This window comes from Rhodococcus sp. 06-1474-1B (assembly GCF_002258885.1).
In the GTDB taxonomy this organism is placed as follows: Bacteria; Actinomycetota; Actinomycetes; order Mycobacteriales; family Mycobacteriaceae; genus Rhodococcoides; species Rhodococcoides fascians.
On sequence record NZ_NOYR01000023.1, the window covers coordinates 74999 to 96595 of the forward strand.

General features: G+C 66.0%; 15 protein-coding genes. 9 read left to right on the top strand and 6 right to left on the bottom strand.

Annotation, left to right across the window (positions count from 1 at the left end; all coding sequences use genetic code 11):
• Positions 1-3 precede the first annotated feature (3 nt).
• Both CH266_RS10570 and CH266_RS10575 read left to right on the top strand, forming a co-directional pair.
• A complete protein-coding gene (locus CH266_RS10570) occupies positions 4-3321 on the top strand; it encodes an ATP-dependent helicase (RefSeq protein ID WP_255175885.1) in 3318 nt (1105 codons plus the stop codon).
• Positions 3318-6719, top strand: coding sequence for an ATP-dependent helicase (locus tag CH266_RS10575; RefSeq protein ID WP_094715269.1), 3402 nt, complete (start codon positions 3318-3320; stop codon positions 6717-6719). Before CH266_RS10570 ends, CH266_RS10575 begins: the two co-directional genes overlap by 4 nt.
• On the opposite strand, the gene CH266_RS10580 is transcribed toward CH266_RS10575, so the two are convergent.
• Positions 6682-7068 carry a DoxX family protein gene (locus tag CH266_RS10580; protein ID WP_032370928.1) on the bottom strand — a complete coding sequence of 129 codons (387 nt, stop codon included), beginning with the start codon at positions 7066-7068 and terminating at the stop codon, positions 6682-6684. The genes CH266_RS10575 and CH266_RS10580 overlap by 38 nt on opposite strands.
• Positions 7069-7207: 139 nt before the next feature.
• Here CH266_RS10580 and CH266_RS10585 point away from each other — a divergent pair, with 139 nt between their 5' ends.
• Positions 7208-8275, top strand: coding sequence for a potassium channel family protein (locus CH266_RS10585; RefSeq protein ID WP_027496550.1), 1068 nt, complete (start codon positions 7208-7210; stop codon positions 8273-8275).
• Positions 8276-8298: 23 nt separating this feature from the next.
• Positions 8299-9201 (top strand): NAD(+) diphosphatase, encoded by a 903-nt coding sequence (nudC, locus tag CH266_RS10590; protein ID WP_094715494.1) that lies wholly within the window; start codon positions 8299-8301, stop codon positions 9199-9201.
• A 7-nt stretch (positions 9202-9208) separates the two neighbouring features.
• On the opposite strand, the gene CH266_RS10595 is transcribed toward nudC, so the two are convergent.
• Complete coding sequence (locus tag CH266_RS10595) at positions 9209-9478, bottom strand: mycoredoxin (RefSeq protein ID WP_032372681.1); 270 nt, start codon at positions 9476-9478, stop codon at positions 9209-9211.
• A 122-nt stretch (positions 9479-9600) separates the two neighbouring features.
• Between CH266_RS10595 and CH266_RS10600 the strand changes: the two genes are divergently transcribed.
• The 3 genes from CH266_RS10600 to CH266_RS25370 all read left to right on the top strand — a co-directional run bounded on the left by CH266_RS10600 (position 9601) and on the right by CH266_RS25370 (position 12644).
• On the top strand, positions 9601-11715 hold the full coding sequence (locus tag CH266_RS10600) for an ATP-dependent DNA helicase UvrD2 (protein ID WP_032366325.1): 2115 nt from the start codon (positions 9601-9603) through the stop codon (positions 11713-11715).
• A gap of 143 nt (positions 11716-11858) precedes the next feature.
• On the top strand, positions 11859-12170 hold the full coding sequence (locus tag CH266_RS10605) for a hypothetical protein (protein ID WP_032366326.1): 312 nt from the start codon (positions 11859-11861) through the stop codon (positions 12168-12170).
• 153 nt (positions 12171-12323) lie between these two features.
• A complete protein-coding gene (locus tag CH266_RS25370; protein WP_027496555.1) occupies positions 12324-12644 on the top strand; it encodes a WhiB family transcriptional regulator in 321 nt (106 codons plus the stop codon).
• A gap of 34 nt (positions 12645-12678) precedes the next feature.
• Here CH266_RS25370 and CH266_RS10615 read toward each other — a convergent pair whose 3' ends face one another.
• From CH266_RS10615 to CH266_RS10625, 3 genes are all read right to left on the bottom strand, one after another.
• Positions 12679-13989: an ABC1 kinase family protein gene (locus tag CH266_RS10615; protein ID WP_027496556.1), complete on the bottom strand. Its 1311-nt coding sequence runs from the start codon at positions 13987-13989 to the stop codon at positions 12679-12681.
• Between the two features lie 95 nt (positions 13990-14084).
• Complete coding sequence (locus CH266_RS10620) at positions 14085-14972, bottom strand: hypothetical protein (protein ID WP_094663232.1); 888 nt, start codon at positions 14970-14972, stop codon at positions 14085-14087.
• A gap of 123 nt (positions 14973-15095) precedes the next feature.
• Positions 15096-16499, bottom strand: a complete 1404-nt coding sequence (locus tag CH266_RS10625; RefSeq protein ID WP_094715270.1) for a zinc-dependent metalloprotease — start codon at positions 16497-16499, stop codon at positions 15096-15098.
• Positions 16500-16643: 144 nt separating this feature from the next.
• Here CH266_RS10625 and CH266_RS10630 point away from each other — a divergent pair, with 144 nt between their 5' ends.
• Positions 16644-17669: a YlbL family protein gene (locus CH266_RS10630; protein ID WP_032387460.1), complete on the top strand. Its 1026-nt coding sequence runs from the start codon at positions 16644-16646 to the stop codon at positions 17667-17669.
• A gap of 15 nt (positions 17670-17684) precedes the next feature.
• On the opposite strand, the gene CH266_RS10635 is transcribed toward CH266_RS10630, so the two are convergent.
• Positions 17685-18251 (bottom strand): PPA1309 family protein, encoded by a 567-nt coding sequence (locus CH266_RS10635; protein WP_094622505.1) that lies wholly within the window; start codon positions 18249-18251, stop codon positions 17685-17687.
• 288 nt (positions 18252-18539) lie between these two features.
• Between CH266_RS10635 and CH266_RS10640 the strand changes: the two genes are divergently transcribed.
• The gene (locus CH266_RS10640) at positions 18540-21500 is read left to right on the top strand and encodes a UPF0182 family protein (protein ID WP_027496560.1); all 2961 of its coding nucleotides are present in this window, start codon (positions 18540-18542) and stop codon (positions 21498-21500) included.
• Positions 21501-21597: the final 97 nt, after the last annotated feature.

A 21597-nucleotide genomic window follows, 5' to 3' on the forward strand; every position in this document is an offset into this window, starting at 1 on the left:
CGCATGAGCACGGACGGCAGACACGGCGCGACGGTCACCCTCGTCCGTGCACCCAGGGTGGCGCAGCCGGCCCGCCGGTGGACCGATTCCGCTGCCCGGTTGCTGGCGTGGACTCCCGATTCGGCGGCGGAGGCGGCTCAGGGCGCCCCCCGATGGAACCCCTGGCAGGTGCTCGGCGGGCCCGGCTCGGGAAAGACAGCGCTCGTGGCCGACTACGCAGTCTCCCGAATCGTGTCCGGCGATCCGGAATCGGTCCTGGTGCTCACTCAGTCGAAGCGCGCGTCCATCACGCTCCGCGAGCAGATCACCGCCGGTCTGTTCAGCGGCGATCACGCGCTGCGCGCCACGCGCGAACCGCTGGTACGTACGGTGCACTCGTATGCGTTCGCGGTACTGAGGTTGCAGGCCTCCCTCTACGGCAATCCGCCTCCTCGACTGCTGACCGGTGCCGAGCAGGACGCGGTGGTCCGCGAGATGCTGCGGGGCGACATCGAGGACGGCGCAACCGACTGGCCGGATCGATTGCGCCCGGCTCTCGGTACCGCAGGATTCGTCACCGCGGTGCGAGACATGATGCTCCGATCCGCAGAACGCGGAATCGGGCCCGAGGATCTGGTCAAGCTGGGCCGCACGCACGGCAGACCCGAATGGATCGCCGTCGGCAAGTTCGCGGCTCGATACGAACAAGCCATGTTGCTGCGCGGCGCAGTCGGCGTCGAAGCCGCAGGGGCCACGGCACCGGGCCTCGACGCGGCCGAGCTCATCGGCAGCGCACTGATGGCGTTCGCCACCGACCCGGATCTGCTGCGCAGTGAGCGTGCCCGCATCCGGCATCTCGTCGTCGACGATGCGCAGCACCTCGATCCGCAAGCTGCGCAGCTGATTCGGTTGATCGGCACCGATACCGAATCGACCGTGATCGCCGGGGACCCCGATCAATCCGTCTTCACGTTCCGTGGAGCGGATCCCACGTTCGTGGCCGATCTGCTCGATGCGGACTCGCCTCGACGGGTGGTCCTGACGCGGAACTTTCGATCGGTGCCTGCAGTGGCGGAACTGACCGACATCGTGGCGGGGCGACTGCCCGGGCTCGGTCGGCACCGCAGTCCCGAGCCGGTGGCCACGGCTCGGTTCGGCGAGCCGGAGGCCCGGGTACACGTCGTGTCTTCGCCTGCCAAGGAAGCCGCGATCATCTCCGACGCCATGCGACGCGCGCACCTGATCGACGGAATGCCCTGGTCCGAGATGGCGATCGTCGTGCGGTCGGTCCCGCGTACCGTCGCGCCGCTGCGTCGCGCTCTGCACGCGGCCGGTGTCCCCATGATCACCCCGGCTTCGGAGTTGCCGTTGCATCGCCAGCACGGAGCGGTGGGCTTGCTGCTGGTGCTGCGGGCGATCTCCGACCCGTCGTTCGACGGAGAAGATGCGCTGGCTCTGCTGTCCGGCCCGATCGGGGGTGCCGATCCGGTAGGTCTGCGGCGGCTGCGCCGAGGTGTCCGCAGACTCGAACTGGCCTCGGGCGGCGAGCGCGATTCGGCCGAACTGCTCAGAGTCGTTCTCACCGGCGAGACGCGAGAGAAGTTCGGGTGGATCACTGGGCTGTCGGACGTGGAAGCGGCACCGCTGCGACGAGCACTGAGCGTCGTTCGTAAGGCGCGAGCGGTGGCTCGGGAGGGCCGCGGAGTCGAGGACGTGCTGTGGGCTGCGTGGCAGGCGTCCGGACTCGAGCGGCGTTGGGCCGCCGCGTCCGCGTGGGGTGGGTCCGCGGGTGCTCAGGCCGATCGAGACCTCGACGCGGTGGTCGCACTCTTCGACGCCGCGGCGGCCTACGTCGACAGGCTGCCGCGCGCGCAGCTGGGCGGATTCCTCGATTACATTGCGCAGCAACAGATTCCTACCTCGAGCTCGAATCGTTCGACTGCGCAGGCCGATGCGGTGACGCTGCTCAGCGCGCACTCGGCAGCCGGTCGCGAATGGGAACTGGTGGCGGTCGCCGGGGTTCAGGAGGGGCTGTGGCCGGGTCTGCGAGCGCGCGGCAGCCTCCTCGGAACCGACACGCTCGTCGATCTGGTGTCCGGCAAGGTCGACGCGGCTGCGGCCCTCGACGGACGACTGTCGAAAGCTGCACCGCTACTCGCCGAGGAACGCAAGCTCTTCCTCGTGGCGTGCAGTCGCGCGCGCTCCACTCTGCTCGTCACCGCCGTGGACTCGAGCACGGGCGATACCGATCTGGTCCGCTCCCGATTCGTCGACGAACTCCGGGGAGTCGACGGCGACGCAGATCCCGTCCCGCTGCCCGAAGGTTCCGAGCCGCCGACCCCGCACCGGGTGTTGGCATTACCGATGTTGGTCGCCGAGCTTCGCGGGGTCGTCTGTGATCCCGTTGTCGCCGAACATGATCCGGACAAGCGAGCGCGCGCCGCGCGGCACCTGGCCACACTCGCCGAGGCCGGCGTCCGAGGCGCACATCCCGACGAGTGGTTCGGAATTGCGGGCCTCAGCACCAGCGAGCCCCTGTGGCACCTCGGCGATGGGCCGGTCCCGCTCTCGCCATCGACGGTGGAACAGCTCACCACGTGCCCGCTGCGCTGGATGCTCGAACGTCACGGAGGAAACGACGGCACCAACACTCACGCCGTCACCGGAACCCTCGTGCACACTCTGGTGCAGGCGGTGGCAGGCCGGATTCCACCGGACCAGCTCAGGCGGGCACTCGAGACGGCGTGGGATGCAGTCGATCTCGGATCACAGTGGTTCTCGCGTCACGAGCTCGATCGAACCGGGGCGATGCTCGACACGTTCGAGAATTGGCTGCAGGGCACCCGAGGCGAGCTCACCGAGGCGGGCGTCGAGGTACAGGTCGACGGCATTCTGGCCGCCCGATCCGAGGACGAGCCTGCGGTCGCCCTGCGCGGCCGGATCGATCGGCTCGAACACGATCCGGACGGCCGCCCGGTCGTCATCGACGTCAAGACGGCCAAAACGGTGATGTCCAAGGAAGACGCGCGCAATCACCATCAATTGGCTACGTATCAGGTCGCCGCTGCCGCGGGCGCAATCGAGGGAGAGCCCGCGGGCGAACCCGGGGGTGCCCGGTTGGTGTTCGTGGCCAAACCGCACAACAAGGACGGCGCAACGCAGCGGATCCAGGAGGTGCCGACACCGGAGAAACTCGAGGAATGGCGAGACACCGTCCACCGGGCGGCCTCGGCGACGCAGGGTCCCGTCTTCGAAGCCAGAGTCAACGACGGGTGCAGACATTGCCCCGTTAAATCCAGTTGCCCGGCCCACGAGACAGGACGGCAGGTGACCGAGCAGTGACCGCCTCGGCGACGCGCAGCGCAACCGTGCGGGTCTCACCCGTCGAACTGTCCCGCGCCCTCGGGCAGAAGCACCCACCCACCGACGAGCAGGCGGCGGTGATCGCCGCCCCACCCGGTCCGACGCTCGTCGTGGCAGGCGCAGGGGCTGGGAAGACCGAGACGATGGCCGCGCGAGTGGTGTGGATGGTGGCCAACGGGTTCGTCGATCCGGATCAGGTACTCGGACTGACCTTCACCCGCAAGGCTGCGCAGCAACTGACGTCCCGAATCCGCGCTCGGCTGGCGCGGCTCGCCGGGTCGGATCTGGTGCGCGCGCTGGATCCGAGTCTGGCACTGCGCGAACGGATTCTCGCCGCGGAGCCGGAGGTGAGCACCTACCACTCGTATGCCGGGCGACTGCTCACCGAGCACGGCCTGTTGCTGCCCATCGAGCCCTCCGCGACGCTGCTGTCGGAGACCGAACTGTGGCAGCTCGCGCATCGTGTGGTCAGCACGTGGGACGGCGATCTCGACACCGACCGAAATCCCACGTCGGTGACGGAGGCGGTACTCGCCCTCTCCGGTCAGCTGGCCGAACATCTGGTGGACCCCGACCAGCTGCGCGAGGCGCACGTGGAACTGGAGAAACTGGTGCACACACTCGGCCCCGGTCCACGTCAACGTGGCGGGCCGACCAAGGAGCTGCTCAACATCCTCGATGCCCAACATCAACGAATCACGTTGTTGCCCTTGGTGGAACGACTCGCGCAGACGCTTCGGCACGAAGGGGCACTGGATTTCGGTTCGCAGATGTCGATGGCGGCGCGGGTCGCGGCCGAACATCGCGAAGTGGGAATCGCAGAGCGGCAACGCTTTCGGCTCGTTCTGCTCGACGAATACCAGGACACCGGTCATGCCCAGCGGGTGCTGCTGTCCTCACTGTTCGGATCCGGTAGCGATGCCACCCTGGCGCTGACAGCCGTGGGCGATCCGATGCAGTCGATCTACGGGTGGCGAGGGGCGTCGGCGGCGAACCTGCCGCGGTTCGCCACCGATTTCCCGCAGGCGGACGGCAGTCCCGCACCGCGGCTCGAACTCCTCACCAGCTGGCGCAACCCGCCCGAGGCACTCGCTCTCGCCAATCTGATCACCGACCCCCTGCGCCGCGTCGGTGTACCGGTGCCGACCCTGCGGGCCCGGCCGGGCGCGGTGCCCGGCGATGTACGGCTGGCCGTCACCGACACCGTCCTCGACGAACGGGAATGGATCGCCGACCGAATAGCCGAGCGCTACCGCGACGCCCTCGAACTGGACCGGCCTCCGCCCAGTGCCGCGGTACTCGTGCGGCGCAACGCCGATGCCGAGCCGATCGCCGAGGTGCTGCGTAGCCGTGGCCTACCCGTCGAGGTGGTCGGGCTCGGCGGATTGCTGCATGTGCCGGAGGTCGCCGACATCATCGCGATGCTGCGTCTGGTGGCCGATCCGACTGCGGGCAGCTCGGCCATGCGCATCCTCACGGGCTCCCGATGGCAGATCGGGGCCGCCGATCTGCGGGCGCTCGCTCAGCGCGCCAGGGAGCTCGAGATTCGGGGCGGCTACGGCACCGCGGGCCGTGTCGACGACCCACAGGCGCTCGACGCCGCGCTCGGAAGTGCCCTGCCGGGGGAACAGTCGGAGCAGGCCGGTCTGGCCGACGCCATCGCCGATCCAGGTTCGGCCGAACGATATTCGGAGGCCGGGCACCGACGCATCACTGCGCTCGCCGGAGAACTACATCTGTTGCGCGACCGTATCGGGCAGCCGCTGACGGAACTGGTCGCCGACATCGAACGCATCATGGGCATCGGCGTCGAAGCGCAGGCGCGGACACCGTTCGGTGTCGATGGTGCAGTCGGGCGCGAGCATCTCGACGAATTGGCCCATGTGGTGGCCGATTACGCCGACAATCCAACGGCCACGGTCACCGGATTCCTGTCGTTCCTCGCGGCGGCAGAGACTGTCGAGGACGGGTTGGCTCCGGGGGAGGTCGATGTCGCCCCGCATCGAGTACAGGTGTTGACGGTGCATTCGGCGAAGGGCCTCGAATGGGAGGTCGTGGCCGTACCGCACGTGGCGACCGGAGTGTTCCCGTCCTCGAACGCCTCGTCGACCTGGCTCGGGGCGATGGCCGAACTGCCGCCGTCCCTGCGCGGCGACCGCGCTCTCGACGGTGAAGGTTCCGAGGGGGTACCGGTACTCGAGCTCGAGGACCTCTACAACCGAAAGGACCTCGAGGACGCCGTCAAACGGCACAAGGATGCGCTCGCTCGGCGTCGGCTCGCGGAGGATCGTCGACTGTTCTACGTTGCACTCACCAGAACCGAACGGGTGCTGCTGGTCTCGGCGCATCAGTGGGACGAGACGTCCACGAAGCCTCGCGGCCCGTCCGAGTTTCTCGACGAGCTCCACCGGTACACCGCGACGGCCGAGGACGCCGTCGCGGTGGTCGAGCAGTGGGCACCGGCCCCCGAAGCCGGAGCCGTCAACCCGTTGGGGGCCGAGCCGCATACGGCATCCTGGCCGCGAGATCCGCTCGGGCCGCGGCGAGGCGCGATCGAGAGTGGTGCGGCCGACGTTCTGTGGGCCCTGGCCGACAGGGCCGGCTCCCAACATGATTCGGACGAAGACGAGGACGACCCGGAGAAGTGGGGCTTCGACGTCCGGACCTTGCTGGCCGAGCGCTCGGCGCGGGCCGTTGCCGGGGTCGATGTCGCACTACCCGAAAACCTGTCGGTGACTCAGCTGGTCGACTTGGCGGCAGATCCGGATGCGCTCGCCTCGCGACTGCGCCGGCCACTTCCGTTTCCCCCGAATCCGTTGGCGCGCCGTGGAACAGCGTTTCACGCGTGGATCGAGCGACGGTTCGGCGCGACCCGCCTGCTCGATCTCGACGAACTACCGGGCTCCGCCGATACCGGTGCTTCTGCCGATGTGGACCTGGACACTCTTCAGCGGGCGTTCGAGGCCTCCGATTGGGCTCTGCGCAGTCCGGTGGAGGTAGAGGTGCCGTTCGAGACGTCGGTGGCAGGAACAGTGCTGCGCGGTCGGATCGACGCGGTGTTCGCCGACCCGGACGGCGGCTGGACCGTTGTCGACTGGAAGACCGGAGCCGAACCGTCGGCGTCCGAGCAGCAGGCGGTGGCGATGCAGCTGGCGGCGTACCGGCTGGCGTGGGCGGAGTTGATGTCCGTCGGTCGTGCCGAGCCGGTACCGCTCGATCGCGTCCGTGCGGCGTTCCACTACGTCCGCAGCGGTCGTACTATCTCGCCCGAAAAGCTGCCTGACGCAACAGCTTTGGCGGCGCTGCTCGAAGGTCGATCCGTCGTGGACGACGTCGACACTACGGTGCCAGTCGACGAGCTTTCAGAGCCTCGGTGACCAGTGGGATCTGCAGGGGGAGACGAGCGATCATGGCGGCCTTCAAGGCCGGTGACGTCTTGGAGCTGCGTACGTACTTCCATGCGAGGTTGATGTTGGCGGGGAAGACCGCGACGAACAGGCCCGCTGCCAACGCACCGCCCACTCGACGGGTGCGGGGTGCGGCCAACGTGGCAGCCACAGCGAGCTCGGCTACTCCCGATACCTGGGTGTACGTCCGCGCCGAACCTGGCAGGGCGGTCGGTACCTGCGCATCGAAGAATTGGGGAGTGACGAAATGGAGTACTCCGGCGCCGGCGAGCAATCCCGCGAGACGCAGCGCTGCGGCCTGACTCGGTCTCTGTGTCATGCACACACCGTGCCACACGGTGCTGCATCCGCCCATCCGGTCCGCTCGAAGCGGTCGGTTGTCGACGCAGAAGCGCGGCATGGGGTTACGCTGCGTGCCGTGAATGATCTCGACTTCGGTGAGCACCTCGGTGGGCGACGTGGGAGGTAGGTTGCGCACGCGCCTGGGGGACAGCGGCGCGTTGACCGACAAGCCCGATTTCGCGCTGGTAGGTGTGCTGCGGGTTCCGGAAATCGAATCCAGCCCGTGGAGCGCGATCTACAAGCGGGTTCTGATGGCGTTGGGAATTCTCTTTCTCGCGGCGTTCGTCGTCTACCTCGATCGCGACGGCTACAGCGACAATCAGAACGGCGAGCTGTCGTTCCTCGACGCGTTCTATTACGCGACGGTGTCGTTGTCGACCACCGGATACGGTGACATCGCGCCGATGAGTCCGTCTGCGCGTCTGGTCAACATTCTGGTCATCACCCCCTTACGAGTCCTGTTCCTCATTCTGTTGGTCGGCACCACGCTGTCGGTTCTCACCGAGCGGTCTCGACAGGCATTCAAAATTCAGCGATGGAGACGCAGCGTGCGCAATCACACCGTGGTCATCGGTTTCGGTACCAAGGGCCGAACCGCAGTCGACGCGATGCTCGGCGACGGAGTGTCGGCCTCGGACATCGTCGTGGTCGACACCGATCAGACCGTGCTCGACGCGGCCTCGGCGATGGGTCTGGTCACCGTCCACGGCTCGGCTACCAAGTCCGATGTGCTTCGGCTCACGGGCGCTCAACATGCCGCGGCCATCATCGTGGCGACCAATCGCGACGACACGGCGGTCCTGGTGACGCTGACGGCCAGGGAAATCGCTCCGAAGGCCAAGATCGTCGCCGCGATCCGAGAGGCCGAGAACACGCACCTGGTGCGCCAATCCGGCGCGGACTCGGTGGTCGTCTCGTCCGAGACGGCCGGTCGGCTGCTCGGAATTGCCACGTCCACACCGTCCGTCGTGGAGATGATCGAGGATCTTCTCACCCCGGAGGCAGGCTTCGCCGTCGCAGAGCGAGAGGTGGAGCGGGACGAGGTGGGCGGTTCACCGCGTCACCTGGCCGACATCGTGTTGGGAGTGGTTCGGGGCGGCAAGCTGTTCCGTGTGGGATCACCCGAGGTCGACGCGATCGAGGCAACCGACCGACTGCTGTACATCCGTCGCGTGGCCGACTGAGCAGGCCCAGTAGGGTCGTGAGCGTGCCGAATTTTCAGCTCGTCCATCCACCTCGACTGTCTCGATCACCGCTCGACCGGGCCGAGGAATTGCGCCGCGACACAGCGGCACTGGCCGCCGGTTGGTCCACGGCTCGCATACTCGACGTGGACGGTCGCGGCAGATTCGCAGTGGACGACGGTGGTCTGGTCTTCGTCGACGCCGCAGACGTGGCCACGGAACCGACCGAGGACGCGGTCTTCCTCGGAATTCATGGCGACCGGCACCTGTGGACCCGACGCGTCGAACTACTTCAAGGCACGCTGGGAGACCTGCGAACCGACGGCGAGCGCCTCGACAGTGTGTCGCTGTCGATGGTCACCGGGGCTCTGGCCATCCTCAATTGGCACGCCAGTGCGCGGTTCAGCTCGCTCGACGGCGCTCCGTCCGTTCCGTCGGCTGCAGGCTGGTCGCGGACCAGCACGTCCTCGGGTCACGAAGAGTTTCCGCGCACCGATCCTGCGGTGATCTGCCTGGTTCACGACGGCGCGAATCGAGTGCTGTTGGCGCGCGCACCGATGTGGCCCGAACGTCGGTTCTCGGTGTTGGCCGGATTCGTCGAGGCCGGCGAATCGCTGGAGACCTGTGTCGCGCGGGAGATCAAGGAAGAAGTGGGGCTGGACGTATCCGGCATCGAATATCTCGGCAGTCAGCCGTGGCCGTTTCCGCGTTCGGTGATGATCGGCTTCTCGGCCGTCGCCGACCCGGATCAGCCGCTCACATTTCAGGACGGCGAGATCGCCGAGGCGCACTGGTTCGAGCGGACCGAGGTCGTCGCCGCCCTCGAACTGGGCGACTGGGGATCGGACTCGACGTCTCGATTGCTGCTTCCCGGGTCCATCTCTATCGCCCGCGGAATGCTGGAGGCGTGGGCAGCGACGACCTGACGCTCGATCAGAGCGAGAGAGCGCGCTTGACCTCGGCGAGGCTGGGATTGGTTGCCGTCGATCCGTCCGCGAACTGCACGGTGGGCACGATGTGGTTTCCGTTGTTGACGCTGCCGACGAACTCGGCGGACTCGGGGTTCTGCTCGATGTCGATCTCGGAGTAGGCGATTCCCGCCTCGTCGAGCTGAGTCTTGAGCCGGCGGCAGTACCCGCACCAGGTGGTGGAGTAGACGGTCAGAACGGCCGGGGTCTGTGGGGTGTTCTCGGTAGTGGTCACGGAGACAGTCAACAGCAGGGCGCAGGTGATTGTTCCGTGACGGCCGCCTCGGCGAGTCTCGGCGAGTCTCGGCGGCGTCGGGCCCGGACATCGCTGTCGGTAGGCACTGACACAATGGACCCATGGCTGACGACGCGATGACTGCCGGTCTCGATCCGGAGCAATCCGCGGCAGTGCTGGCTCCTCGCGGTCCGGTCTGTGTGCTCGCCGGGGCCGGAACGGGCAAGACTCGCACGATCACTCGACGCATCGCGCATCTCGTGTCCGCGGGGCACGTGTCCTCCGGCCAGGTGTTGGCGGTCACCTTCACCGCGCGGGCGGCCGGTGAGATGCGCGGCCGTCTTCGAGAACTCGGCGTCGGGGGAGAGGGACCTCCGGTGCAGGCTCGTACCTTCCACGCTGCCGCGATGCGCCAGCTCAAATATTTCTGGCCACAGGTCGTCGGCGACACCGGGTGGCAGTTGCTCGATCGCAAATTCACCGTGGTCTCGCAGGCGGCGAACCGGGCCGGAGTGTCCACCTCCACCGACGCCATCCGCGACCTTGCGGGCGAGATCGAGTGGGCGAAAGGCTCGTTGATCGCTCCCGAGGACTACCCGCGCATAGCGGCGAGCAACCGACGCGACGTGCCCATGGACGCAGCCAAGGTCGCTGCGGTGTACGCGGGATACGAAGAACTCAAATCTCGCGGCGGCGACGGCATGTTGCTCGACTTCGACGATCTGCTGCTGCACACCGCCGCGGCGCTCGAAGAGCACTCCTCGGTGGCCGACGAATTCCGCGAACGCTATCGCTGCTTCGTCGTCGACGAGTATCAGGACGTGACGCCGCTCCAACAGCGGGTTCTCGACGCCTGGGTGGGCGATCGTGACGACCTCACCGTCGTCGGGGATGCGAATCAGACGATCTACTCGTTCACCGGAGCGTCCCCTCGCTACCTGCTCGACTTCTCTCGCAAGTATCCCGAGGCCACGGTTGTCCGTCTCGAACGTGACTACCGATCGACACCGGAGGTCGTGTCGTTGGCCAATCGCGTGATCGGTGCCGCGCGGGGTCGCATTGCGGGCACTCGGCTGCAGCTGATCGGTCAGCGTGATTCCGGTCCGGAGCCGGAGTTCTTCGAGTACGACGATGAGCCCGCCGAAGCGGACGGAGTGGCACGCGCGGTGAAGAGGTTGATCTCGAAAGGCGTCGAGCCTGCCGAGATCGCAATTCTGTACCGCATCAATGCACAGTCCGAGGCGCACGAGCAGGCCCTGACCGAGCTGAAGATTCCCTATCAGGTTCGCGGCGGCGAGGGTTTCTTCACTCGACCCGAAGTGCGGCAGGGAGTCAATGCACTGCGTCAGGCTGCTGGCCGAGACGATCTACCCGACGGTTCTCGTGCCGGGGACGGCCTGACCGGTCTGGTTCGGGCCGTGCTGGCTCCACTGGGGTTGACCGCTACCGAGCCGACCGGTGCGCAGGCGCGGGAGAAGTGGGCCTCCCTGGGAGGTCTCGTGCAACTCACCGAGGAATTGCTGGTGCACGACCCCGAACTGACCCTCGACTCACTTCTCGGTGAACTCGCGGCTCGCGCCGAGGCGCGACATCCACCGACGGTGCAGGGCGTGACGCTGGCCTCGCTGCATGCGGCGAAGGGGCTCGAGTGGGATGCAGTGTTCATCGTCGGGCTTGCCGACGGAACGCTGCCGATATCTCACGCGATCGGCAACGATCCCAGTGCGAACAACGAGGCCGCCGTCGAGGAGGAGCGTCGCCTTCTCTACGTGGGTGTCACCCGGGCGCGGGTCCACCTGCACCTGTCGTGGGCCCTGGCCCGTAACGAGGGTGGGCGCAAGTCGCGTCGCCGCTCCCGATTCCTCGTCGGATTGGTGCCCGAGGATTCGCCCGCGTCGCGCATCGCGGCACCCGCGGCCAAGAGGTCCGGGCCCAAGTGCAGAATCTGCGGTAAGCCGCTGATCGGCACGTCGGCCACGATGCTCGGACGATGCGATAGCTGCCCGTCCAACGTGGACATCGCCCTGCTCGACGCGTTGAAGTCGTGGCGCCTGGACAAGTCTCGTGAACTCAAGGTGCCCGCATACGTCGTGTTCAGTGACAACACGTTGACTGCTATCGCGGAACAGCAACCGCAGGACGAGCGTGGACTCGTTGCGATACCGGGAATCGGGGCCAAGAAGCTCGAGCGCTTCGGCGAGGACGTGCTCACGGTGGTGCGGTCCTCCGACCGGTAACCGTCCGTCGAACAGCTGCCGTAAAACTGCTGGTCAAAAATAACTTGTGCAGATCTCGGCGGGGGGCTTAGTCTGTTTCTCGTGTCGCGGGAGACCGCACACTGCCCAGTCCGCCCACGAGACCAGAACAGGAGCTGAAGAACATGATCGACACATTCGACATCGCCGGTGCAAGAGCAACCGTCGTGCTCAGCCCTGTCTGCGGTGCAACGCCCTTCGGCGATGCGCTGGTCGGTACGCCCGCTGCTGCGGCCGTAGCCGCCGGCTCGGTTGCGCAGACGTGGATTCGTCCCACCGCTTTCGGCCCGATGCACCAGTCCGCATCGGAAGCCCTCGGGTCGAATTCCGCCCCCGGCGTCCTGGCGTTGGCAGCACCCGCTGTGTACACCCATCGACGTCACCGCGCACCACGCGCGTCCGTGTTCGACAGCAGATACCGACTTCACTGTAGGTAGACGCTTCGATTTGCCCACCAGGCCACGGACCCGCACTCGCGGACCGTGGCCTTTGTCGTTCAGGTAGATCCTCTACCCGAGCGTGAGGCCGACATGGTTCGCATTACCCCTCGAACCGATAACGACGCCGCACGAAAAGTAGAGGAGACCGACGTGTCAACCGCCACGATCCGGACGACATGCCGACCAGAGTCCGAAAGCACCTACGCAGCAACAAGTTTCGCCGAATCGGCGGAGCTCGAGCTGTCGGTGCCCTGCCGAGCGGCGAACCCCGACATGTGGTTCGCCGACACCCCTGCCGAATTGGAGCAGGCCAAGGCGCTGTGCGCCGAATGCCCCATCCGCCGAACCTGTCTCAGCGCCGCATTGGATCGCGCCGAGCCATGGGGCGTATGGGGTGGCGAGATCCTGGAACAGGGTGTTGTCATCGCACGCAAGCGTCCTCGCGGACGGCCACGTAAGAACGCGGCATGACGCTCGATCCGGAGGTCCGGCTTCACCGAGTGATTCACTCGGTGAAGCCGGGCAACCATTCCGTCAGAATTGCCATGTACGGCGCATAGGCGTCGAGCTGCGCGCAGATTCCCACCAGGCCGCCCAGTACCCGGAAGATCATCACGTACTCCGGCGGCATGTTCAGCGAGCGAACGGTGCGGAACTGTGCGCTGTTGAAATCGGCTGCGGTGCCTGCCGCTTTCTGCAGCCACGCCCGAGTGAAGTGAAACGACTCGGTGTGAATCGGGTCTGTGAACGGGCGAAGGTAATCGGCAATCTCCTTCTCCGTCACCGTGCGACCCGGCACCACGAAGCCACTTTCGGTGCACAGTTCGACCAGTTCGTCGAACTTGTCGTCACGAGCGAGTGCGACCATCCGGCCGAGGACCGGAGGCAGGCCGTCGGGCATCGGAGCACATGCCCCGAAATCGATGACGCCCATTCGGCCGTCGTCGAGCATCATGAAGTTTCCCGGATGTGGGTCCGCGTGCAACAACTTCGCGCGCGCAGGAGACTCGAACGCGAACCGCGCGAGTAGTTCGCCGGCTCGATTACGCTCGTCCGCAGTTCCGTGCGCGATCACATCGGCCAGGGGCCTGCCCGTCATCCATTCGCTCACAACCACTTTCGGGGCGCTGGCAACGATCTTGGGTACCGCGAACCGAGGATCGCCCGCGAATTCCTTGCTGAAGGCGCGCTGATTGGTTGCCTCGATACGGTAGTCGAGCTCGTCCTCGGTGCGAGCCGTCAGCTCTTCGAGCACGGGCTTGACGTCCGTACCGGCGAGCACCGTGCTGAACAGATTCGCGAAACGAGACAGAGTCTTGAGGTCCGACCGCAGGGCGTCGTCCGCACCCGGATACTGGATCTTGACCGCGACGTCGCGCCCGTCCGCCCACGTGGCTCGGTGGACCTGGCCGATGCTGGCCGAGGCGATAGCGGTGTCGTCGAAACTCTCGAACCGTGATCGCCACGCCGTACCCAGTTGTTGATCGAGTACGCGGTGCACTGTCTTGGCCGGCATGGGCGGGCCCTGAGCCTGCAGCTTCGTCAGTGCCTCACGGTAGGGCTCCGAATACTCCTCGGGAACGGCGGCTTCCATCACCGACAGCATCTGACCGAGCTTCATGGCCCCGCCTTTGAGCTCTCCGAGGACGGAGAAGAGTTGCTCGGCTGCTTTGGCGGCCATGTCCGCGTCGATCTCGTCGCGGTTTCCGCCGGCGAGCTTCTTTCCGAAGCCCATCGCGGCACGTCCGGCCATTCCCAGGGGAATGCTGGCTAGTTTCGCGGTACGAGTGGATCCACGGCGCGGTATGTCTGACACAGCTCCATCATGGCTGAACCTTCCGACAAATGCTCGGACCGGTGAAACCGTGGCCTCGACTGCCGAGTTGGGCGGGTGGTCGAGTGACCGTGTCGTCAGTACCAGCAATCGCAATGCGGATGTCGCGTCCACTGCCGTTTGTGCACGGACGTACCGGTTGCCGCGAAACTCAGCTCCATCGTGCAGTCGGTGGTTTCGGGCATCGTTCCGTCCGTGCGATCGATGAGGGTCTCGAGTTGCGCGAACGCGAACGCCGCCGTGGCCAACACCGTGGCGGTACTCGCCTGGCCCACCGTGCCGAGCAGATGTGCGGACAGGTGCGGCCACTCCGGATCGAGATCACAGCGGGTGAGATCGGCGCAGCGCAGGCAACTCGTCTGTCCGGGCACCACGAACGGGCCGACGATTCCTTTCCCGTCCCGCAGTCGCACCTGCAGGTGCGGGATCCTTTTCCGCACCAGATCGGTCACCAGGCGGGGCTCGGCGACGAGGTCGTCGGTGAGCACGACCACGTCGTACTGCCACGAGTTCACGGCGAGGTGCGGATAGCGTGTCGGGGTCAGGCTCGTTCTGGTCACCGCGACACCGGTGCGCCGCAACCCGGCGGTCAGCGCATCCGAGAGCGGCCCACGGCCCACGAGATGCACGGAACGAATGTCGCGCAGTTCACTCGACGAAGCGTCCGCGTTGCTCGACGCCGGGCCACTCGTGCCGTGCACGAGCAGGCCGGAATCGTCCAATTCGGCGAGCATCGACGACACTCGGTTCGCGGACAAACCCAACGTCATTGCGTGACAGACGATGTGAGGCCTGGAACGTCCTGCCGCGAGAAGCCGCAGGATCTCGAGTATCGAGCCCGGTTCCGCACCGGGAGGGGGAGTAACGACGACGCTGGTCTCGGGGCTCCACCCCAGTTGAACGGTTCCGTCCCGTCGCGGCAGGATGGCCACCGCGGGATCGAGTCGAACGGTCGATGTGATCATGAACCACACTGTGACACTCGGTCGAACGGCAAACGCCCGCTCGAAGCACGTTATCCACAGGGGAAAATGGGCTTCGAGCAGGCGTTCGACGGGGCCGACGGCATTGGTGTGCGCCGTCCGGGTTCAGGGTGTGGAAGAGCCTTTGTCCGGATGGTCGTCGCCGTCCTCCGAGGCGTCGTCCGTGCCGTGTTCCGCTCGTTCGGCGGCCTCTTTTGCCTCCATCGCCTCGAGTTGCGCGATGGGGTCGTCGAAGCTGGAGGTGCCGCCGCCCACGACTCGGTCGATGAACGCCGCCGGATTGTCCAGGTCGGATGCGTCGGGCAGGAGATCCGGGTGTGCCCACACCCCGTCGCGGCCCTCCACGTCCGCGGCGGCCAGTAGTTGGCGCCACAGATCCGCGGCCTCGCGCACCTTGCGGGGACGCAACTCGAGACCGACCAACGTCGCGAACGTCTGCTCTGCCGGGCCGCCGGAGGCGCGGCGACGGCGAATGGTCTCGGCGAGGGCAACCGCGCCGGGGAGACGGTCGCCGAGTGCGGCCGTGACCACGGTCTCCACCCAGCCCTCCACCAGCGCCAGCAACGTTTCGAGACGTTCGAGAGCGTGCTTCTGCTCGGGTGTGGTCTGCGGCTCGAACGAACCCTGCTGCAGCAGCGCTTCGATCTTCGACGGATCCGTCAGTGCCGACGGGTCGAGCCCGGCTGCGGCTTCCTCGATTGCCGAGAAATCCATGCGAATGCCGCGAGCGTATTCCTCGACAGTGGCGAGAACACGCTGGCGCAGCCACGGAACATGGCTGTACAGCCGCTGGTGTGCGGCCTCGCGGGCGGCCAGGAACACCAGCACCTCACGCTCGGGCTGTTCGAGACCTTCGCTGAACGACGCGATCGCCGACGGTAGCAACGCGGCGGTGCCCGACGGGCCGAGCGGGAGACCGATGTCGGTGGAGGTCAGGACTTCCTTCGACAGTTGGCCCAGTGCCTGACCGAGTTGCGAGCCGAACGCCATTCCGCCCATCTGGGTCAGCATGCCCATCATCGGTCCGGCCATCTGCTGAGCCTCCGGCGGCAGCCCCGAGGTCCACATGCCCGAAATCTGCTCGGCGACCGGATCGCACAGCCGCTTCCAGGTGTCGATGGTGTTGTCCAGCCAGTCGACCGGCGTCCACGCTGCAGTCTTGGTGGCACCGGCAGGCAATGTGGTGGCACCGTCCAGCCAGAGCTCGGCGAGGTGCGCGGCCTCGGTGATGGCCTCACGCTCCCCGGTCGACACCGGGCTGAAATCGCCCATCTGCTGTCGGGCCAATTGCTTGGCGAGGTCGTAATTGACCGGTCCGGCCGATGATCCGCCCGACCCCGCGGCACCCATGCCGCTGAGCATCTGGCCGAACTGGGTGAGCATCTGGCCCAGTTGTGCAGGGTCGAAGCCCTCGGCCCCGAACCCGAAACCGGCGGGGTTACCCGACCCGTCCGGATCCTTCTTCTTGTCCGGGTCGTCGTCGGAAGCACCGAAACCAAAATTGCTCATGGCTCAACGGTACAAGCCATGAGCACTCGGAGCGCGAAAGATCGTCACGCTGACGGCGAACAGAACGGCTTCGTCGCATCGTGCGTCGGGCTCCGGCAGGGGCGGTATCCACGCCGCCGCACGTTCGGATCTAGTGTCTACCGAGTGAACCGAAGGATCGCCACACTCGTCGCAGCGCTGGTACCGGTCGTGGTGCTGGGCGTCACCGGCTCGGTCGTCACCGTTCCGTTCGCGGCACTCGGCCCCGGGCCGACCTACAACACTCTCGGTGACGTCGACGGCGTGCCCGTAGTCCAGATCGATGGCACCGACGTCGACCCCACCGCAGGCCATCTGAACATGACGACGGTGGCCGTGCGGGATCAGCTCAATCTTTTCGAGGCTCTCGGGTTCTGGGCCAGTGGGCGTCAGGGACTGGTCCCTCGTGAGGAGGTATACCCACCGGACAAGTCGAAAGAGGAAGTGCAGGAAGGTAATCAGGCCGATTTCGAGCAATCGGAATCCAGTGCCGAACTCGCCGCTCTGCATCACCTCGACCTCCCTGTGTCACTGTCGGTGACGAGCGTGGCCCAGGACGGCCCCGCCGCAGGCGTGCTGAACATCGGAGACACTCTGGTTGCGGTGGGCGGCACCCCCGTCTCGACGGCAGGCGCGGTTCGCGAGGCCGTCAGCGCCAAGGCACCCGGCGATTCGCTCGACATCGACTACGTGCGTGATGGTGCCCCTCGTACGGGTTCCGTTGTGCTCGGGGCCAGGCCGGACGACCCGTCCAAGGGATATCTCGGTGTGACGCCCGAGGAGCAGCCCGACGTTCCGTTCGACGTGAAGTTCAATCTCGCCGACGTCGGTGGTCCGTCCGCCGGCTTGATGTTCAGCCTCGCGGTGGTGGACAAACTGAGTCCCGGCGAGCTGAGCAACGGCGAATTCGTGGCGGGAACCGGCACGATCGACGCAGCGGGAACGGTCGGCCCCATCGGCGGTATTCCCTACAAGCTGATAGCAGCTCGCGAGGCAGGGGCCACCACGTTCCTGGTGCCCGACGCCAATTGTGGTGAGGCGCAACAGAATGTGCCCGACGGTCTGCGTTTGGTGCGAGTCGAATCGCTGGACAACGCGATCGACTCGCTCCGAGCGATCGGGTCGGGCGAAGACGTTCCGACGTGTAGCTGACCCGCTCGGTCGTATTTACTCGTCGTCGACCACATCGAACGTCGAGTACAGACCGTGGACGACGTTGGGTGCCAGGTCCTCGGCGATGCGAAGGTCGATGGGAGCGAACGGATCGGCGTCCTCGTCCGGATGCAGTTGCAACAACGTCAACGACGGCCCGTCCTTGAGCACTGCCACGATCAGCCGCGCGTCACGCTTCTCGGGATGGTTCTCGGCGGCCGATCGCGCCGCGTTGTCGGCCGCGTCGGGATCTGCGAGACGCGGCATCAGCGCATCGTCGAGTGCCGACTCCGCCGCCGGGGGGAGTACGACGATCTCCTGGACGAGTGCGCATCCCACGACGCCCTCGGGCCACGTCGACGTGGCGAGGAATTCGTCGAGGGCGGGGGAGCCGCCGGTGATGTCCTCGGGCAACGAATGCTGCTGGATCGGTGTGAGTGCAGCACCGTCGGCCAGATCGTCGAGCAGGCCGGGTTCTGCCGCGGCGAGGGCAGCGGTGGGCACCAGCGCGAACATCTGGGGCGACTGGCCCCACCCGCCCGCGTCGACGAAGTCCGCCACCTCACGCGCGCACCGAGCCAATGCCTCGGCGACGCCGGGTCCGCCCGACTCGGGGTCGAAGTCGTCTCCGAAATGTTCCTGGCCGGGCAGTCCGTCACTGTCGTTGCTCACCGCACTATCCTCGCATCCGAATGGTTCCACGAATGTCGATGCTCCTGACCTGCGGTCCGGCGGGGCCGCAGTACGGGCGTCACAGCCGTAGGATCAACGTACGTACAGTAGGGCGAAACGGACATGCGGCGCACGCGAGGTGCGCCGTGACAGTCATCTGCGGCGCCATCGGCGTCGCCCGAAGTTGGAGTGTGGCACGTGGGCATGAGGCCCCCCACCGGTATGCCGTCGTTGTCGCGGCGAAGCCGGATCTTGCTCGTATTGGCCTTGGTAGTAGCAGCTTTGCTGCTCATCGGTCCGCGGTTGATCGATATCTACACGAACTGGTTGTGGTTCGGAGAAGTCGACTTCCGCGGCGTCTACACCACCACTCTGTTGACCCGGTTGGTGATCTTCCTCGTCGTCTCGGTCGTCGTCGGGCTCATCGTCTTCGGCGCGCTGGTCGTCGCGTACCGCAATCGCCCGGTGTTCGTTCCAGTGGCCGGACCCAACGATCCGATCGCTCGATACCGCACCACGGTGATGAGCCGATTGCGGTTGTTCGGCATCGGAATCCCGGTCGTGTTCGGTTTCCTGTCCGGCATGATCGCGCAGACGAACTGGGTCACCGTGCAGCTGTTCCTGCATGGCGGCGACTTCGGCCAGACCGACCCGCAGTTCGGCCTGGACGTCGGGTTCTACTCGTTCGATCTGCCGTTCTACCGCTTCATCCTGAACTGGCTGTTCGTTGCCATCCTGGTTGCATTCTTCGCAAATCTGGTGACGCAGTACGTCTTCGGCGGCATTCGTCTCGCTGGCCGAGAAGGAGCGCTCACTCGCGCGGCGCGGATTCAGCTCGCTGTGCTGGCCGGCACCTTCGTCCTGCTCAAGGCAATCGCCTACTGGTTCGATCGATACACGTTGTTGTCGAGTAGTCGCAAGGAGCCGACGTTCACCGGTGCCAGCTTCACCGACATCAACGCGGTGCTGCCCGCGAAGCTGATTCTGTTGGCCATCGCAGTCATCTGCGCGATTGCCTTCTTTGCGGCCATCTTCCTTCGTGACCTCAGAATCCCCGCCTTGGCCACAGCGCTGTTGGTGTTGTCGTCGATCCTGATCGGTGCCGTCTGGCCGCTGGTGATGGAGCAGTTCTCGGTTCGTCCGAACGCGGCCGACAAGGAGAGCACGTACATCGAGCGCAACATCGCGGCAACGAGGTCTGCGTACGGCTTGACCGATGACGTGGTCTCGTACCGCGACTATTCGGGTGAAGCGTCGTTGAGCCCGAGCGAAGTGGCATCGGAGTCGGCCACGATGTCGAACATCCGGTTGCTCGATCCGAACATCCTTGCGCCGACGTTCACTCAGCAGCGTCAGATCCGTAACTTCTACGGATTCCCCGACACACTGGCCGTCGACCGCTACCCGGACGCGGACGGCAACCTCCGCGACTACGTCGTCGCCGCGCGTGAGATCTCACCGCAGACTCTCGACGCGAACCAGCGTGACTGGATCAATCGCCACACCGTGTTCACTCACGGAAACGGCTTCGTTGCTGCTCCTGCCAACTCCGTCGACGAGGCTGTCGCTGACGAATCCAGTGGCGGGCGTGGCGGTTATCCCAACTACCAGGTGAACTGGATCGAGAACAACGCCGAGGGAACCGTGCGTAAGGACGGCCCAGGTGACCTCGATCAGCCGCGCATCTACTTCGGCCCGGTCATCGCGAATTCCGACGCCGACTACTCCATCGTCGGCTCGGCCGGCGAACCCCGTGAGTACGACACGGACAGCAAGAGCTACTCCTACACCGGTGCAGCGGGTGTCGACGTCGGCAACTTCTTCAACCGACTCGTGTTCGCGAGCAAGTACGCCGAGCGCAACATCCTGTTCTCGAGTGTGATCGGTGACGAATCGAAGATTCTGTTCAACCGTGATCCCCGAGACCGCGTGCAGAAGGTCGCGCCCTGGCTCACCACCGACGGTTCGACGTACCCGGCGATCGTCGACGGCAAGCTCGTCTGGATCATCGACGGCTACACAACGCTGGACAACTTCCCGTATGCCCAGCGGATGTCGCTCGAGGATGCCACTGCCGACAGCATCGAGTCGACGACGACGCGCGCACTGCCGAGCCGGGAAGTCTCGTACATCCGGAACTCGGTCAAGGCCACCGTCGATGCTTACGACGGCACCGTCAAGCTGTACGAGCAGGACGAGAACGATCCGGTGCTCAAGGCATGGGAAGGCGTGTTCCCCGGAACGGTCATTCCGAAGAGCGAGGTGTCTCCGGAATTGCGGGATCACTTCCGGTACCCGGAGGACCTGTTCAAGGTTCAGCGTGAACTGCTGACGAAATACCACGTCAACGATCCGCGAGAGTTCTTCACCAACAACGCGTTCTGGGAGGTTCCGACCGACCCGACCGCGGAGAACACGGCCGCCAAGCAGCCTCCGTACTACGTCGTCGCGTCCGATATCTCCAACGAGGAGAACCAGGCCTCGTTCCAGCTGACCAGTGCGCTGGTGGGGTATCGCCGAGAAGTGCTGGGCGCGTATGTCAGCGCGGATTCGGATCCGGAGAACTACGGCAAGATCACCGTGCTGAGGCTGCCGACCGATACGTCCACTCAGGGCCCGAATCAGGTACAGAACCAGATGACGACCACGACGGACGTCTCCGAAAGCCTCGGCATCGTGCGCCGGGAGAACACTGTCGAGTTCGGCAATCTTCTGACCCTGCCCGTGGGCAACGGCGGTCTGATCTATGTGGAGCCGGTCTACGCCTCGCGCACCAACGAGGCGTCGGCGTACCCGCAGTTGATCCGGGTGTTGGTCTCGTACGAGGGTCGTGTCGGTTACGCCGCCACGCTGCCCGAGGCCATCGAGCAGGTATTCGGGGCCGGTGCCGGACGGACCGTCACGGCGCCGGGGGAGACCGACGGCAGTACCCAGCCGGGTGCCGTACCCGAGACGACCCCGTCCGAGGGCGGTTCGACGCCGGCGAATCCGGCTCCGTCCACCGGTGGGTCGACCACCAGGGACGCCGCTGTCACCGGGTTGAACGACGCACTCTCCGCCGTGCGCACTGCACAGCAGAGCGGCAACCTGGCGCAGCTCGGCACCGCGCTGGAGAACCTGCAGAAGGCGGTCGACGCGTACAACGGGGCCGGTAGCTGATCGGCACGGTTTCACCGGGTTGACTGCAACGACAGAGCCGCCTCACCGAATCGGTGAGGCGGCTCTGTCGTTGTTCGCTACATCGGATGCGCTGGGC

Coding starts and splice junctions, on each gene's coding strand:
- CH266_RS10620 (WP_094663232.1), bottom strand. CDS start 14,972: ATGATCACATCGACCGTTCGACTCGATCCCGCGGTGGCCATCCTGCCG.
- CH266_RS10570 (WP_255175885.1), top strand. CDS start 4: ATGAGCACGGACGGCAGACACGGCGCGACGGTCACCCTCGTCCGTGCA.
- CH266_RS10580 (WP_032370928.1), bottom strand. CDS start 7,068: ATGACACAGAGACCGAGTCAGGCCGCAGCGCTGCGTCTCGCGGGATTG.
- CH266_RS10625 (WP_094715270.1), bottom strand. CDS start 16,499: ATGAGCAATTTTGGTTTCGGTGCTTCCGACGACGACCCGGACAAGAAG.
- CH266_RS10600 (WP_032366325.1), top strand. CDS start 9,601: ATGGCTGACGACGCGATGACTGCCGGTCTCGATCCGGAGCAATCCGCG.
- CH266_RS10605 (WP_032366326.1), top strand. CDS start 11,859: ATGATCGACACATTCGACATCGCCGGTGCAAGAGCAACCGTCGTGCTC.